13 protein-coding genes are annotated in these 15,629 nt (G+C 36.5%); 6 read left to right on the top strand and 7 right to left on the bottom strand.

Features of this window, described 5'->3' with window-relative positions; all coding sequences use genetic code 11:
- Positions 1–30: 30 nt before the first annotated feature.
- On the bottom strand, positions 31–1,119 hold the full coding sequence (gene bioB / locus P700755_RS06130; RefSeq protein ID WP_015023865.1) for a biotin synthase BioB: 1,089 nt from the start codon (positions 1,117–1,119) through the stop codon (positions 31–33).
- Between the two features lie 74 nt (positions 1,120–1,193).
- On the bottom strand, positions 1,194–2,354 hold the full coding sequence (locus P700755_RS06125) for a beta-ketoacyl synthase N-terminal-like domain-containing protein (RefSeq protein ID WP_015023864.1): 1,161 nt from the start codon (positions 2,352–2,354) through the stop codon (positions 1,194–1,196).
- Between the two features lie 176 nt (positions 2,355–2,530).
- On the opposite strand from P700755_RS06125, the gene P700755_RS06120 reads away from it, so the two are divergent.
- From P700755_RS06120 to P700755_RS06110, 3 genes are read left to right on the top strand one after another with little or no spacing between them, the layout of a single operon-like run.
- On the top strand, positions 2,531–3,694 hold the full coding sequence (locus tag P700755_RS06120) for a PSP1 domain-containing protein (RefSeq protein ID WP_015023863.1): 1,164 nt from the start codon (positions 2,531–2,533) through the stop codon (positions 3,692–3,694).
- Complete coding sequence (locus tag P700755_RS06115; RefSeq protein ID WP_041758175.1) at positions 3,681–4,178, top strand: gliding motility lipoprotein GldH; 498 nt, start codon at positions 3,681–3,683, stop codon at positions 4,176–4,178. Before P700755_RS06120 ends, P700755_RS06115 begins: the two co-directional genes overlap by 14 nt.
- 16 nt (positions 4,179–4,194) lie before the next feature.
- A complete protein-coding gene (locus tag P700755_RS06110) occupies positions 4,195–6,522 on the top strand; it encodes a transglycosylase domain-containing protein (protein ID WP_015023861.1) in 2,328 nt (775 codons plus the stop codon).
- Here the strand turns inward: P700755_RS06110 and P700755_RS06105 are convergent.
- Complete coding sequence (locus tag P700755_RS06105) at positions 6,519–6,971, bottom strand: 6-pyruvoyl trahydropterin synthase family protein (RefSeq protein WP_015023860.1); 453 nt, start codon at positions 6,969–6,971, stop codon at positions 6,519–6,521. The two genes, P700755_RS06110 and P700755_RS06105, sit on opposite strands and share 4 nt — an antisense overlap.
- Positions 6,972–7,261: 290 nt before the next feature.
- Between P700755_RS06105 and P700755_RS06100 the strand changes: the two genes are divergently transcribed.
- The gene (locus tag P700755_RS06100; RefSeq protein ID WP_015023859.1) at positions 7,262–7,903 is read left to right on the top strand and encodes a 2OG-Fe(II) oxygenase; all 642 of its coding nucleotides are present in this window, start codon (positions 7,262–7,264) and stop codon (positions 7,901–7,903) included.
- Between the two features lie 144 nt (positions 7,904–8,047).
- Here P700755_RS06100 and serA read toward each other — a convergent pair whose 3' ends face one another.
- Together serA and P700755_RS06090 are read right to left on the bottom strand one after the other, a co-directional pair.
- A complete protein-coding gene (gene serA, locus P700755_RS06095) occupies positions 8,048–9,283 on the bottom strand; it encodes a phosphoglycerate dehydrogenase (RefSeq protein WP_015023858.1) in 1,236 nt (411 codons plus the stop codon).
- Between the two features lie 106 nt (positions 9,284–9,389).
- Positions 9,390–11,168: an ABC transporter ATP-binding protein gene (locus P700755_RS06090; protein ID WP_015023857.1), complete on the bottom strand. Its 1,779-nt coding sequence runs from the start codon at positions 11,166–11,168 to the stop codon at positions 9,390–9,392.
- A gap of 412 nt (positions 11,169–11,580) precedes the next feature.
- Between P700755_RS06090 and P700755_RS06085 the strand changes: the two genes are divergently transcribed.
- On the top strand, positions 11,581–13,161 hold the full coding sequence (locus P700755_RS06085; protein WP_041758651.1) for an amidohydrolase family protein: 1,581 nt from the start codon (positions 11,581–11,583) through the stop codon (positions 13,159–13,161).
- A gap of 159 nt (positions 13,162–13,320) precedes the next feature.
- Positions 13,321–13,794, top strand: coding sequence for a CBS domain-containing protein (locus tag P700755_RS06080; protein WP_015023854.1), 474 nt, complete (start codon positions 13,321–13,323; stop codon positions 13,792–13,794).
- Positions 13,795–14,299: 505 nt separating this feature from the next.
- Here P700755_RS06080 and P700755_RS06075 read toward each other — a convergent pair.
- Both P700755_RS06075 and P700755_RS21085 read right to left on the bottom strand, forming a co-directional pair.
- On the bottom strand, positions 14,300–15,301 hold the full coding sequence (locus P700755_RS06075) for an NADP-dependent oxidoreductase (RefSeq protein WP_015023853.1): 1,002 nt from the start codon (positions 15,299–15,301) through the stop codon (positions 14,300–14,302).
- A gap of 170 nt (positions 15,302–15,471) precedes the next feature.
- Positions 15,472–15,615: a hypothetical protein gene (locus P700755_RS21085; RefSeq protein ID WP_342626346.1), complete on the bottom strand. Its 144-nt coding sequence runs from the start codon at positions 15,613–15,615 to the stop codon at positions 15,472–15,474.
- Between the last annotated feature and the right edge of the window lie 14 nt (positions 15,616–15,629).

Below are 15,629 nucleotides of genomic sequence, written 5' to 3'. Positions count from 1 at the left end.
TTTGTCATTTTACAATAAAAAGTGAAGTCCTTATACCTTAGTTTTTGATTTAGCTTTGGCTTCTACGTTACGCTCTATGGTGTGTCCTGGACGAGACCATTTTGGCTTTTCACCTAAGTGTTTGTATTTAGACTCTTCGGCAGAAACAGATTGAGGTTGAGACTTTTTCTCGAAAGCTTTCTGCGGTTTTAGACCCAATAACTTAAACATCTCCATGTCGTCATCCACATTTGGATTTGGAGTAGTTAATAATTTATCTCCTGCAAAAATAGAATTAGCCCCTGCAAAAAAGCACATGGCTTGTCCTTCTCTACTCATGTCTGTTCGTCCAGCAGATAACCTTACCTGAGTTTCTGGCATCACAATTCTTGTAGTAGCTATCATACGCAACATTTCCCAAATAGATATTTTCTGTTGTTCTTCCAGAGGAGTTCCTTCTACAGGCACTAAGGCATTGATAGGTGTAGATTCTGGTTGCGGATTTAATGTTGCTAGAGCTACAAGCATGCCAGCCCTGTCTTCAAGAGATTCTCCCATTCCTATAATCCCACCACTACATACCGTAACCTTGCTTTTACGAACATTGCTTATGGTGTCTAATCTGTCTTGGTAACCGCGTGTAGAAATCACCTCTTTATAATATTCTTCAGATGAATCCAGATTATGGTTGTAGGCATAAAGTCCTGCTTCAGCTAAACGTTTGGCTTGGTTTTCTGTCACCATACCTAAGGTACAGCAAACTTCCATATCCAGTTTATTGATGGTTCTTACCATTTCCAAAACGTTATCAAACTCTTTACCATCTTTTACATTTCTCCAAGCTGCTCCCATACAAACTCTAGAGCTTCCTGAAGACTTTGCTCTTAGAGCTTGAGCTTTCACTTGAGAAACACTCATTAAATCATTCCCTTCAATATCGGTGTGGTATCTAGCCGCTTGAGGACAATATCCGCAATCTTCTGGGCAACCCCCAGTTTTAATAGAAAGCAAAGTAGAAACTTGAACCTTGTTAGGATCATGATGTATTCTATGTACAGTTGCTGCTTCGTAAAGCAATTCCATCAAAGGCTTATTGTAAATTGCTAATATTTCTTCTTTGGTCCAATCGTTTCTTGTCATGGTAGTAAATTTGATGATTCAAAAATAGAAAAAACTCTGAGCATATTCTATTTTGAATGAAGTTTGAGTCAAATTTATTTCTGATGTTTAGGCTTCTCCAATAAAATGCTCACCGCATTTCCACCAAAACCAACAGCGTTTACCAAAACAGATTTAACAAGTTTGGAGGAGTTTTGTTGCTTATAAAAGGGATTTTCATAGAACTTTCCGTGGCTAAGCATTTGTAGGGCCATTTCAATACTAAGCATACCAGAGGCACCAAACGTATGGCCTAGCTTCCATTTATTGGTCGTTAATAAAGGCGTTTCAGTAAAGCTTTTTTCGATAGCAGCTAATTCTGCTTGGTCTCCCTTTACAGTTCCAGGCGCATGAAGAACGATAGCATCAACTTCTAAACGCTCTGCTTCATTTAAAGCCATTTTCATAGACTTCTGAAAGCATTGAGCGTCAGAAGAAATAGAAATATTATGTCTAATTTGTTCTGTAGCATATCCAAATCCAGTGATTTCAGCAATGGCTTTTTCACTAGATCGAGACATAACAGCGGAGGCCGATCCTTCCCCGAGGACTAGAGAGTTTTGGATTTTATCCATTTTTAAACTTTCACAAGGCTTTGATGTATCTAGTCTGGAGTATAATTTTAAAGCTTGCATTTGGGCAATTGTAAATTCTGTAAGTGGAGCTTCCGCTCCTCCTACAAGAAACAAGTCGCTCATCCCTGCTTCCAACCATGCTTTCGCATTAAGCATCGCATGCAAGGCTGTAGAACAGGTAATCGAATGGCTTATGTTTGGGCCATCGACGCCCAAATCCTGAGCTACCCATGAGGAGATATTTCCTAAAGTAGTAGTAGGCGAAGACAGTGGAGACAAGGGCTCACCTTGAAGGAATGCTTTGTGATATTTTTCAAATAAGCTTGTTGCTCCTCTTGAAGAGCCAATATTGATTCCTGTAGATTCAGCTTTGAAGTCAAGACCAGACATAGCTCGTCTAGCTGTATATAGTGCCATTAACACCGACTTATCTAAGTCTTTATATTTTGGATTTTCTTGAGATAGTTTGATCAATTCCTCAAGTGAATCTGAGGGAAGAGCTGCAGCCATCACGGAAGATGAATTCAATTTAAGTGTTGAAAAATGAGTAGATGCATTTTCATATTTTTTATTAATTGTATGCTGATCGTGGCCTAAAGCAGATATTGCGCTAAAACCATTGATGTATATAGGGTATTTCAAGTCTATAGTTTTTTTGCAAAGATCGAAAAAACTTAAGTTTGGTACTATCAAATTCAATATTATAACTCCAAAGAGTTAATAGAAGAGCTCTAGTAATTATTTGGTATATTTGTTTCTAAATACGAAATTTTAATCTTCAGCGTTCTAACTTAAGAACGCTTCAATATATATAATTTATGGGATGTACCAGTTGCTCGACCGGAAAAGATGGCCAACCTAAAGGCTGTCAAAACAACGGAACTTGCGGAACAGATGGATGTAATAAACTTACAGTTTTTGATTGGTTATCGGATGTAGAACTTCCTAGAGGTCAAGAAGCTTTCGATTGCGCAGAGGTAAGATTTAAAAATAGCAGAAAAGAGTTTTTTAGAAACACTAAAAAGTTAACGTTTTCCATAGGAGATATTGTAGCTACTGAATCTTCCCCAGGTCATGATATAGGTATCGTTACCCTTACAGGTGAACTTGTAAGAGTGCAGATGAAAAAGAAAAAAATAGACTCTGAGTCCGACGAAATCCCTAAAATTTATAGGAAAGCTTCTCAAAAGGATATTGATGTTTGGCAAATTGCAAGAGAGCGGGAAGATGCCATGAAGGTAAAAGCCAGGCAAATTGCAATTCGATTGAAGCTTAAAATGAAAATAAGCGATATTGAATTTCAAGGAGATGGCTCCAAAGCCGTGTTTTACTATACAGCAGAGGAACGTGTAGATTTTAGACAACTCATCAAGGAATTTGCTTACGAGTTCAAGACAAGAATAGAAATGCGCCAAATTGGCTTTAGACAAGAGGCTGCTAGGCTTGGAGGTATAGGTTCTTGTGGTCGTGAGTTGTGTTGTTCAACTTGGTTAACAGATTTTAGAACTGTAAAAACTTCCGCAGCTAGGTATCAACAACTCTCTCTTAATCCCTTAAAGCTAGCTGGGCAGTGTGGGAAATTGAAATGTTGTCTTAACTACGAATTGGATACTTATCTTGAAGCGTTGAAGGACTTCCCAAGACAAGATCAAAAATTAACCACTCAAAAGGGCGATGCCGTTTGTCAAAAAATAGATATTTTTAAAGGGAAGCTTTGGTATGCTTATGAGAAAGAGTACAACAACTGGATAGAGCTAGATACTGATGCGATAAAGATTATTTTGAAAGCTCAACGCGATAAAAGCCCGGTAGCTAGTTTAGAAGAATTTACCAGCGAAATTGTTCCAGAAAAGACAGCATTTGAGAATACTGTAGGTCAAGATAGTTTAACTCGTTTTGATAAACCAAAACAACAAAATCCTCGCAACAAAAGAAAATCTAGTAAACACAAGAAGTCTAAAAGAAATAATGCTAACTCGTAATTTATTACTTCTTTTTATTCTTTGTTTTAGCTTTTTAGGGTGTGATGACCAGCTGGCGTTTTCAGACTACAGGAGTTTTTCTAATGGATGGAAAAACACAGATACTTTGGAATATTCATTTGAAGCGCCAGATACTGTTAATCCTTACCATTTGTTTTTTAACACAAGGGTAAACCAAGACTATGAATTTGATAATCTATTTCTCATTGCTAATATTCAATTTCCTAATGGAATGCAAATTGGAGATACGCTAGAATATAAAATGGCTTACCCAAACGGTAAGTTAATGGGTGAGGGGTTTGGAAGCGTTAAAGAAAGTAAATTGTGGTACAAAGCGGGTGTTACTTTTTCAGAGCAAGGGACTTACATCGTAAAGATTAACCAAGTCATGAGAAAATTTGGAAAGGTTGAAGCCTTAGATACCTTAAAAGGAATCATGGATTTTGGAATCCATATAGAAACCATACCAAAACAAGAAAATTAATTCTTTCAAAAAAAATATGGGAGAGAACACATCATCAAAAACAAGTTTCAAAAAGTATATTTTAGGATTCTGGATTTTATTTCTATTTGGTGTTTTAGGAATTGCTTTAATCTTTTTATTAGCCAGTTGGGGAGCTTTGGGAACCATGCCCACCTTTGAAGAGCTGGAAAATCCAGAAACCAATTTAGCTACAGAGGTTATATCCATAGATGGAGAAACTCTAGGAAAGTATTTTAAGGAAAATAGGACGCCCATCAATTATGGGGATCTTCCAGATCACCTTGTCAACGCTTTAGTCTCTACCGAAGACGAAAGATTCTACAGTCATTCAGGTATAGATGCTCGTGGAACGCTAAGAGCTGCTATTTATCTGGGCTCAAAAGGCGGGGCGAGTACCATTACCCAGCAACTGTCCAAGCTTTTGTTTACAGATCCTAATAAAAGTGGAACCTTCAATAGAATTATACAAAAGGTAAAGGAATGGGTTATTGCGGTAAGACTAGAAGAGCAGTATGCTAAAAACGAAATTATCACGATGTACCTCAATAAGTTTGATTTTTTATATCAAGCGGTGGGAATCCGTTCAGCCTCTAGAATTTATTTTTCTAAAGAGCCAATAGAGTTAACGATTGAAGAGTCTGCTACATTGGTAGCTATGCTGAAAAATCCGATCCTCTATAATCCAGTTAAAGATCAGTTTAAAAAGAATTCTATAGAACGACGAAATCAAGTTCTAAAACAAATGGAAAAAAACGGATTTTTAACCACGATAGTTAAAGATTCTTTGCAAAAACTTCCATTGGGAACATACTTTTCTCCAGAACAGCACGATGACGGGATGGCCACATACTTTAGAGCGTATGTCCAAGAGTTCATGAAAGACTGGATTGATGACAATCCAAAACCAGACGGAAGTTCTTACAGTATGTATAGAGATGGTCTGAAGATCTATACGACTTTGGATTTCAAAATGCAGGGTTATGCTGAAACTGCCGTAGAAAAGCACCTCAAGAATCTTCAAAAAGAGTTTGACGCTCAAAATAAAGAGAACAAAACAGCTCCCTTCAGAAGCATAAGTCCTTCAGAAATTGAGAGTATCCTTAATAAAGGAATCAAAAATTCTGATCGCTATAAAACCATGCGTAGAAAAGGAATTGATAAAGATTCCATCATGGCGACTTTTAATAGAAAACGAGAGATGCGTTTATTTTCTTGGGAAGGCCCTATTGATACTCTAATGACTCCCAAAGATTCCATAAGGTATTACAAATCCTTTTTGAACACGGGTATGATGTCTATGACTCCACAAACAGGAGAAATAAAAGCCTGGGTAGGAGGCGTTAACTATAAATTTTTTAAATATGAGCATGTTAAACAAGCGAAGCGTCAAGTAGGGTCTACCTTTAAACCTTTTGTCTATGCAACTGCCATAGATCAATTGCACTTATCACCCTGTGATGAATTTCCAAATACACCTTTTACAATACCAAAAGGACGACACGGTGTTACCGAAGATTGGACGCCAGACAACAGCGGTGGCGGGGAATACGGGGGGATGAAAACCCTTAAACAAGCTTTGGCGGAGTCTATAAACACCATTACGGCTCGTGTTATTAATAAAACAGGTCCTGAAAGTGTCATCAACCTCATTGATAAATTAGGTGTTGATACCTCAAATATACTTCCTGTAGCAGCTATAGCTTTGGGCACCCCAGATATAAGTGTTTATGATATGGTCTCTGCCTACAGCACTTTTGCCAATAAAGGGGTTCATGTAAAACCTTATGCCATCCAACGTATAGAGGATAAAAATGAAACTATTCTATATCAACATCAGCCACAAAGTAGTGATGTCTTAAGCGAAGAATCTGCTTTTGTGACCATTAAACTTTTGGAAGGTGTCACTCGGTTTGGTTCTGGACGAAGGTTAAGAACCAATTCAGATTATGCCAAGGGAACTGAACTTTATAAAAGAGCAGTTACTGGCTATCCTTATGCTCTAGAAAATGATATTGCTGGTAAAACGGGAACGACTCAGAATCAAAGCGATGGTTGGTTTATTGGTATGGTACCAAATTTAGCGACTGGAGTTTGGGTAGGAGGCGAAGATAGAAGTGTAAGGTTCCCGACAATTACTTATGGACAAGGGGCAACTCTAGCTTTACCTATTTGGGGAATGTACATGACAGACATCTATAATGACGGTACTTTGGACATCTCTAGAGATGAATTTGAAAGGCCTGATAACTTAAATATCCAGATCGATTGTGATGAAGATACCGATGAACTCGAAAATGGAGAGGGAGAAAATAAAGAGACTACAGAATTTGAAATTGATTTCTAAACATTATCACTGGCAAACCATTCCGCAAATGCCGTCCCTGTTTCTCTAAGTTTTAAAGAGTGTAATTTAATTGTTGGATCTAATTTACTCTGTATGCTTTTAGCAAAATCTATCACCATATTTTCACTTGTGGGTTGATAATCTACAAGAATAACATCATGACCAGAGGATTTTAAAGTTTGCGCTAGCTCTATATGTGGTGTTTCTTTATTAAGAATGATAGCATGGTCCATTTTATCGACCACTTGAGATTTTACAATGTATTTTAAATCTCCAAAGTCTATGACCATCCCGCATTTTACATTATCCATATCTGTGATAGGTTCTCCGATAACGGTTACATCCAGTTTATAACTATGACCGTGAATATTTCTGCATTTGCCATCATAGCCATACAAAGCATGAGCGGTTTCAAAAGTAAATTGCTTGGTAATTCTGATTTTTGCCATGGTCTAATAAATTACCGCAAATATAATAGATTTAAGAAATTTACTAGGGGAATTGGGTCTAAAAATATAAACAACAAGTGACCCCCTTTTCTGCTAATTTTACACCGATAGACTAATACCAATTTAAACCTATAATGTCGCCATAAATCGTTTCTTTTTTGCCTGCTTTTTATCAAAAATAATTACCGTAACTTAGGATATGCTAATTATTTTTAATTTCAATCAATCAAAAAAATAATTCAATTTAGTCGTACGACATTATAAATTTAATTTGGTCTAACTCCTTTTTAATGGCTCATACTCTTCTTACTGAAGATCTTTCTTTTAAAGAAAATCCTCTTTTTGAACAACTAATTTCTGACTTGATAAAGCAAAACTATTCCATATGTGATAATTTCTTTGAGCTTAAGCTTGTCGATAGCTTGAGGGAGCGACTTAAAACGCTGCATAACCATAGTGAACTAAAAAAAGCAGCGATTGGAAATAAAGTAAATGAATCCATCAGCAAAGCTATTCGAGGAGATTATATTCAATGGATCGATGAGCAACAAGCCGATTCTGCAGAACATCTTTTTTTTGAAGCCTTTAATACCTTCAAGAACTATTTAAATATGACGTGTTTTATGGGAATCCTGCACCAAGAGTTCCATTATGCGGTGTATCCTGTAGGCACTTTTTACAAAAGGCATTTGGATACATTTCAAAACGATGATAGACGAAAATTATCTATGGTTTGTTACCTTAATGATGACTCGTGGAACAAGACCAACGGAGGAGAGCTTGTCATTTATCCAGAGAATTCTGATGAGGTGATTATTCATCCTCTACCAGGAAGAGTAGTTATTTTTGAAAGTCAACTTTTAGAGCATGAAGTAAGACCTGTATTGAATGATTTACGCCTAAGTATTACCGGATGGTTTAAAACAAGATAGTGTCTTATAGACTTCAAAAGGTGCTTTAATAAATCTGAATCTTTTTGGTATCAGACCGATTGGCTAAAGAAAAAATCAATTCTAAAATTATTAAACAATGCTTTCAGAAGAAAATAGTCAATTTTAAAGCATCACATTAATATCCTAGTAAAGGATTCTCACTTTAATGGTGTGGTCTATTCTTTTAAATTCTTTTAAGGTGTCCAGAGAGTCGCTTTTGGAAATATCAAGAACCACATAGCCAACTTCAAGATTAGTGCTTAAATACTGTCCTAAAATGTTGACGTCTAGTTTTGAAATTTTAGAGTTTATTTCCGAAAGAACACCAGAGACATTTTTATGAATATGCAAAATCCTATGTGTATCTTCTATTTTTGGCAATGATAATTCTGGGATAGACTTGCTACCAAGACTTGCTCCATTCTCTATATACTTTATCAATTTGGATGAAACATCTAAGCCGATATTCCATTGTGCTTCTTCCGTAGATCCACCAATATGTGGCGTTAAAATGACATTAGAGATATTTTGTAAGGGAGAGGAAAACTTTTCATCTTTATTCTTAGGTTCTTCTGGGAACACATCTACTGCTGCACCGCTAATGCGTTTTTCCTCTAAAGCCTCTTTTAAAGCTGAAATATCAACGACATCGCCTCGACTCATGTTGACTAATAATTGCCCTTTTTGAAACCAATTTAGCACCTGTTTATCAAATAAATTTTGAGTCTGTTTTGTTCCAGGAACATGAAGGGTGATGATATCGCAATGTTCTATTAGAGACTTTAAGTCGCTTATTTCTTCAGCATTTCCAAGTGGCAACTTGTTTTCAACATCATAATAAAATACGCGTAATCCCATAGCTTCTGCTAAGATAGAAACTTGAGACCCAATGTGGCCATAGCCTACGACCCCTAGGCGTTTCCCTCTAATTTCATGTGCATTGGTAGAATCTTTGTCCCATTCTCCAGCATGAGCAGCTCTGTTTTTATCTGGAATTTTTCTAATAAGCATAATAGCAGATGCAATTACCAATTCTGCTACAGAGCGCGTATTGCTAAACGGAGCATTAAAGACACAAACACCAGCTTTATTGGCCGCTTCAAGGTCTACTTGGTTAGTGCCTATACAAAAACAACCTATTGCCACGAGTTTTTTGGCTTTTGTAATGACTTCCTCCGTCAATTGAGTCTTGGATCTCACACAAACCACCTTAGCCTCTTTTAAAACGGTATCCAGTTGTTCCCCAGATAAAGCACCTGTATGCTGTTCTATTTGTGTATAACCCGCTTTTTTAAAGCTATCTACAGCAGATTGACTGATGTTTTCCAAAAGAACTATTTTCATTTTGTCCTTTGGAAACGATGTTTTGAGTGGTGACATATTCTAACTTTAAAAAAATTAAGCCTCAAAAGTATGAAAATTACAGTGAAGATGGGTAAATATGCTTTTGATTTTTCTGTTATAATTAAAGTCAGTTACCCTTAAATTAATTCAGTTCCATCTGCAACTGAATCAGCTTATGGTAGAGTCCGTTTTCTTTTTCTATTAAATCCAGATGTGTTCCTTTTTCAATAATTTCTCCGTTCTCTAGGACCAAGATTTGGTCCGCATTTTTGATGGTAGAAAGTCGATGAGCGATAACAAAAGAGGTTCTACCTACCATGAGTTTTTCTAAAGCATCCTGTACAAGCCTTTCAGACTCAGAATCCAAAGAACTCGTCGCTTCGTCCAAAATCAAAATGACAGGGTTTTTAAGAACTGCCCGAGCTATGGCGACTCGTTGACGCTGTCCACCAGAAAGCTGAACACCTCTTTCTCCAACAATAGTTTCATACTGTTCGGGAAATGACATAATAAAATCATGAGCATTTGCTTTTTTGGCAGCTTCCATAATTTCTTCGTTAGTAGCCTCTGGCTTACCATAAGCTATGTTTTCCTTTATACTTCCTCCAAATAATAAAATATCTTGAGGTACAATCGCCATTTGACTTCGTAAATCGTGCAACGTAAAGTTGGAAGCTGGAATACCATCCAATAGCATTTGACCTTCTTGAGGTTCGTAGAATCTCAAAATAAGAGAAGCAATAGTCGATTTTCCTGCACCACTAGGCCCAACAATAGCTATGGACTCTCCCTGTTTGGCTTTAAAATTGATGCTTTTTAAAACTGTTATTTCTTGACGTGTAGGGTAGGAGAACTTAAGATTTTCGAAACTCAATTCACCTTTAATTAGCTTTGGTGACTGGTTTTCTTCAATTACTTCTGGTTCTTCATCTATAATATCAAATACGCGTTCTGTAGCGCCAATTGCTTTTTGAATTTGAGCATACTGTATAGGTAAACCTCCTATAGATGCTCCTACAAAAATAGTATAAAGTATAAAAGTGATCAATTCGGATTGGGTGAGTTCTCCAATGTTTTGAAGCTTTACGGCATACCAGACCAAAAGGACGATGGCTCCAAAAATGCAAAATATAATAAACGAGGAGAACGCTCCACGAGCAAGACCCCCCTTGATAGCGATTTTCTTGATATCGTTGACAGCAAATTTATACCTCAACATCTCAAAAGCTTCGTTAGTAAATGCTTTCACATTGGCAATTCCTTGCAAGCTTTCCCCAACAATTGTATTGGAGTCGGCTACTTTATCTTGAGCTTCTTTAGATAATTTTTTTATAAATTTTCCAAAAATCACAGCTACGATTGCGAAAATAGGAATGGTAGCCAACATCAATAAAGAGAGCTTTACCGAAGTAAAAAATAAGGCTGAAATACCCCCAATCACAATGATCATTTGCCTTAAAAATTCTGCGATTCCTGTAGTAAAAGTGTCTTGTATTTGGGAAATATCTGCAGCCACTCGGCTATTGAGTTCACTAACACGTCTGGAAGAAAAAAACTGCATCGGCATTTTGACCAAGGTGTTGTAGGTGTCTTGGCGTATGGCAGAAAGCATATTTTCGGTTACATCCACAAAAAGAACGACACGAAAGAAAGAAAAAATAGCCTGGGCTGTAAACAGCCCTAAAAGGATAAGTCCCATTCTATTGATATCCTCTGAAGTGAAATCTGCAGTCTCAATTAAATCTCCCATAAGCTTAGGAAACAGCAACGCCGTAACCCCAGTAAAAGCAAGGAAAATTATTCCTACAATCAACTTCCACTTGTGTGGACCGATGTAAGAAAATAAACGGAGAGATTTTTTGAGATTTTGTTTATTGAGTTTAACCTTAGGAAGGTCAGATTCTTTTTTTCTTTTCGCCATTCGTTTTTATTCTTCTTTTCAATACTTTGCAAAGTTAACTTTAAGCCTTAACTAAACCTCCTAACTTAACTTAAAAATCTTAAAATTTGTCTTATGCCAAATTATATTTATAATGCCGTATGAATAAATTGAATTATTTTTTGATTGATTGATTGAAATCAAAAATAACTAGCATAGCCTTAGCTACGGTAATTATTTTTGATGAAAAGCAGGCGAAAAAAGCCTGTGCCGAATTCGTATCGGTAAAACGATTTATTGCTTCATTATAGGTCTAATTTGGTATTAAAGCAAAAACTAGGGCAGTTACAAATTCAACAGAAAACAAACAGTACAAACTAAAAAACAAGCTTATTGAAAGTTGAGTCCTTCTTGACAAACTTTCTTACCTTACATTTTTTTGAAAATGAAAATTATGAAAAAGCTATTACTATCGGTATTTGTTTTATGTATTCAGCTCACAGCTTGGGCACAAATTGAAAGTGCTCCAGAAAGAACTGAAGGCGAAGGACCTTGGTCGCAATTGATTATTCGGGGAGTCACATTAATCAACGGAAATGGGGCGCCTCCATTAGGACCAGTAGATATTGTTGTGGAAGAGAATAAAATTGCGGAAATTAAAACAGTGGGATATCCTGGTGTAGAAATACAGGATAGCAATAGACCAAAACTTAAACCTGGCGGAAAGGAATTGGATGCTTCTGGTATGTATCTCATGCCTGGTTTTATAGATATGCACGGACATATTGGAGGAGAAGCCCAAGGTGTTACTGCAGAATATGTTTTCAAATTATGGATGGGTCATGGGGTAACGACCATACGAGATCCTTCGGCTGGTAATGGGTTGGACTGGGTGCTGGAACACAAAGCAAAATCTGCCAAAAATAAAATAACAGCTCCAAGAATTTTAGCATATACCGCTTTCGGTCAGGGCAGTAAATCAAAGATAAGTTCAGTTGAAGCAGCTAAGGAATGGGTTCAGGATAACGCTGAGAAAGGTGCTGATGGCATTAAATTTTTTGGAGCAAAGCCAGAAATCATGCAAGCCGCTTTAGAGGAAAATAAAAGTCTGGGCTTGCGTTCTGCTATGCACCATGCTCAAATGGACGTCGCCAGGTGGAATGTAATAAATTCTGCCAGAGCAGGGTTGACGAGTATGGAACATTGGTATGGACTACCAGAAGCCCTATTTACCGATAGAACCGTTCAGCATTACAAATTAGACTATAATTATAACAATGAGCAGGATCGATTTTCTGAAGCTGGAAAATTATGGGAACAGGCTGCACCACCTTATTCTGAGAGGTGGAATGAAGTGATGAACGAATTGATTGAGCTTGATTTTACCATAGATCCTACCTTTAATATTTATGAAGCGAGTCGTGACTTAATGCGAACCAGACGTGCAGAATGGCACGAAGACTATACCATGCCATCGCTTTGGGAATTCTACCAACCTAGTAAAATATCGCATGGGTCTTACTGGCATTCTTGGGGAACAGAACAAGAAACGGACTGGAGAAAAAACTATCAATTATGGATGACTTTTGTGAACGAATATAAAAACAGGGGAGGAAGAGTGACCGCTGGATCCGATTCTGGTTTTATTTTTCAACTTTATGGATTCGCTTATATCCGCGAATTGGAATTACTTAGAGAAGCTGGTTTTCATCCATTGGAAGTCATGATGTCTGCTACACTAAATGGAGCTGAAGCTTTGGGTATGGAAGATAAAATTGGATCAGTTGAAATTGGTAAATTAGCCGATTTTGTTATCGTAGAAGAAAATCCATTGGAAAACTTAAAGGTTCTCTATGGAACTGGTACCATCAAATTAACAGAAGATAACGAAGTGACTAGAGTGGGAGGTGTAAAATACACCATTAAGGATGGAATCATTTATGATGCCCAACAATTACTTAAAGATGTCAAAAAAATGGTAAAACAAAACAAAGACAAAACAGGTTATGAAATTAAACAACCCGGTATGAAATAATATTTTTGCTAAAAAGTATTAGGAAACTCTTGTTTAATTGAAACGAACACTCTAAAATCCATAAAAAAACAGAATATATTTTATATTATTAATTTTTTTTAACCTTTTAAATTGCTGTATTGTCATATTTATGATTAATTTAATATTAAATTATATATCATGGGCATTAAAAGTTTTCAAGGTCAACAAGTTGGAGAGGTTAATAAACAAGCAGAAAAAATAACAGTTAGAGACTGTATGTCTCAAAACATGATACTTTTCAATAAAGCTCAAAGTATTATCGAAGTGGTAGAGATACTCATAAAGTTTAGAGTTTCTGGTGGTCCCGTTGTTGATGACCAAAAGCGCGTTATAGGAATTATTTCTGAAGGCGATTGCGTTAAGCAAATTTCTGAAAGTCGATATTACAATATGCCGATGGAAGATGTGAGTGTTGAAAAATACATGTCTAAAGAAGTGAATACCATTTCTCCAGACGTCAGTCTGTTTGATGCTGCAAACCTCTTCTTAAAATCTAAAAGACGCCGTTTCCCTGTGGTAGAAAATGATAGAATTATAGGTATTGTAAGTCAGAAAGACATCTTAAGAGCTGCTTTGATGCTAAAAGGGTTTAGCTGGAAGCATAAAAAGTGAATCCTTTTTTATGCTTAATAAGTGTTTTCTTTTTTCATCCCAAATAGGAATCTGGGTATTTTAATAGTATAAATTGGTACAAATCGCCTCTGGTAGTAGTATGTTTTTTTGTTCAATATTATACTTTTTTATCAATCCTATTAACCGACTCAAAATCAGCTGTACTTAAAGTTTTATTTAAAATGTTTTTAAAAACAATCCAACACTACCAAAAAGAGCCTCGATTTCCGAGGCTCTTTTTATACCAAATTATATTTATAATGCCGTATGAATAAATTGAATTATTTTTTGATTGATTGAAATCAAAAATAATTAGCATAGCCTTAGCTACGGTAATTATTTTTGATGAAAAGCAGGCGAAAAAGAAACGATTTATTGCGTCATTATAGGTCTAATTTGGTATTATTGATCAAAATTATTTTATTCATTAACGTTCTTGATTTCATCACATTGATGAAGGTCTATTTTTATACACGATTCATTTTAAACTTGTTGACAGTATGGTTTAAAGTTTCACCACCATTTTCCCTTTATTTTTCCCTTCGAAAAGGTCCAAAAAGGCTTGTGGTATAGTTTCAAATCCTTCTTGAATCGTTTCGGTATACTCGAGCTTACCTTCTTGCAACCACTTCGCTAATTGCTTAATTCCAGCAGGATGTTTATCTGCATAATCGAAGATAACAAAGCCTTGCATCAAAGAGCTATTCTTAATTAGAAAAGGTTGAACACTAGTGCTTTTTGGCAACTCTGTGTTATTGTAGACAGAGATGGCTCCACAATTAACTGTTCTTGAAAATTTATTAATCTTAAAGAGGACCGCCTCCGAGATCTCACCTCCAACGTTATCAAAATAAACATCTACTCCATTAGGACAAGCTTTTGCGATGGCTTGAGTCATGTTTTCGGTGGTATTGTAATTGATGCCTTTATCAAAACCAAAGTCAGATTTAATCATATCCACCTTTTCGTCACTTCCAGCAATTCCTACGACGTGTAAGCCGAGGATTTTTCCAATTTGTCCTACGATGCTTCCAACCGCTCCTGCGGCGCCAGATACGACCAGAGTCTCTCCTTCTTTCGGTTTTCCTATCTCTGTAAGTCCAAGGTAAGCCGTCAATCCTGTCATTCCCAAAATACCTAAATAAGCAGAAAGCGGAGCTTTGCTAGGATCTACTTTTTTTAAACTATCTTCTTTGGCGACTTGAGTTTCTTTCCACTCTAAAACCCCAGAGACGAAATCACCGACACTAAAATTATCACTCTTGGAGTCTATGATTTTAGCAATAACCCCAGAAACAATCGGTTTATTGAGCTCAAAAGGTTCAATATAAGACTTGGCATCGCTCATTCTCCCTCTTAAATAGGGATCTACAGAAACATAGGTTGTCTGAAGTAACACTTCTCCTTTCTGTAGTTCTTTTACTTCTGAAGTAGTAAAATCGAAATCTGATAAGTTGGGGGTCCCTTTGGGTCTGCTTTTTAGATTAATCGTTCTAGTCGTATTCATTCTGTTTTAATTTTATAGTTAATCCAAGCTTAGAATAGCTTGGTTTGCACATAAAGTATATGTCCAAAATTTATGGATTGTTGCTCTAAAGTTCAAATTTAGCAAATACATACGGAACGGACTTCTGGAGCCTAAATAAAAGCATTTGTTTAGGCTTTTATTTTTTCTAGTCAATCGTTATAGTATATCCGTTCTTTACTTATCGCAATATTAGCTAATGCTGAAGCATCATTTAAACCATCACCTGACACAGCACCTTCTTTGCCTTGGTCTTGTAGCGCTTTAACTTTTTTCAATTTATCTTCTGGTAACATACTGGCTTTAAAGT

Source organism: Psychroflexus torquis ATCC 700755 (assembly GCF_000153485.2).
GTDB lineage: Bacteria > Bacteroidota > Bacteroidia > Flavobacteriales > Flavobacteriaceae > Psychroflexus > Psychroflexus torquis.
Note: the sequence above shows the minus strand (reverse complement) of the source record. Positions and strands in the feature narration are given on the sequence as shown.

Excerpts from the sequence above, each read along its gene's own strand:
- P700755_RS06120 (WP_015023863.1), top strand. The coding sequence starts at position 2,531 with ATGGGATGTACCAGTTGCTCGACCGGAAAAGATGGCCAACCTAAAGGC.
- P700755_RS06085 (WP_041758651.1), top strand. The coding sequence starts at position 11,581 with ATGAAAAAGCTATTACTATCGGTATTTGTTTTATGTATTCAGCTCACA.
- P700755_RS06110 (WP_015023861.1), top strand. The coding sequence starts at position 4,195 with ATGGGAGAGAACACATCATCAAAAACAAGTTTCAAAAAGTATATTTTA.
- P700755_RS06075 (WP_015023853.1), bottom strand. The coding sequence starts at position 15,301 with ATGAATACGACTAGAACGATTAATCTAAAAAGCAGACCCAAAGGGACC.
- P700755_RS06090 (WP_015023857.1), bottom strand. The coding sequence starts at position 11,168 with ATGGCGAAAAGAAAAAAAGAATCTGACCTTCCTAAGGTTAAACTCAAT.
- P700755_RS06115 (WP_041758175.1), top strand. The coding sequence starts at position 3,681 with ATGCTAACTCGTAATTTATTACTTCTTTTTATTCTTTGTTTTAGCTTT.
- serA (WP_015023858.1), bottom strand. The coding sequence starts at position 9,283 with ATGTCACCACTCAAAACATCGTTTCCAAAGGACAAAATGAAAATAGTT.
- P700755_RS06100 (WP_015023859.1), top strand. The coding sequence starts at position 7,262 with ATGGCTCATACTCTTCTTACTGAAGATCTTTCTTTTAAAGAAAATCCT.
- P700755_RS06080 (WP_015023854.1), top strand. The coding sequence starts at position 13,321 with ATGGGCATTAAAAGTTTTCAAGGTCAACAAGTTGGAGAGGTTAATAAA.
- P700755_RS21085 (WP_342626346.1), bottom strand. The coding sequence starts at position 15,615 with ATGTTACCAGAAGATAAATTGAAAAAAGTTAAAGCGCTACAAGACCAA.
- P700755_RS06105 (WP_015023860.1), bottom strand. The coding sequence starts at position 6,971 with ATGGCAAAAATCAGAATTACCAAGCAATTTACTTTTGAAACCGCTCAT.
- bioB (WP_015023865.1), bottom strand. The coding sequence starts at position 1,119 with ATGACAAGAAACGATTGGACCAAAGAAGAAATATTAGCAATTTACAAT.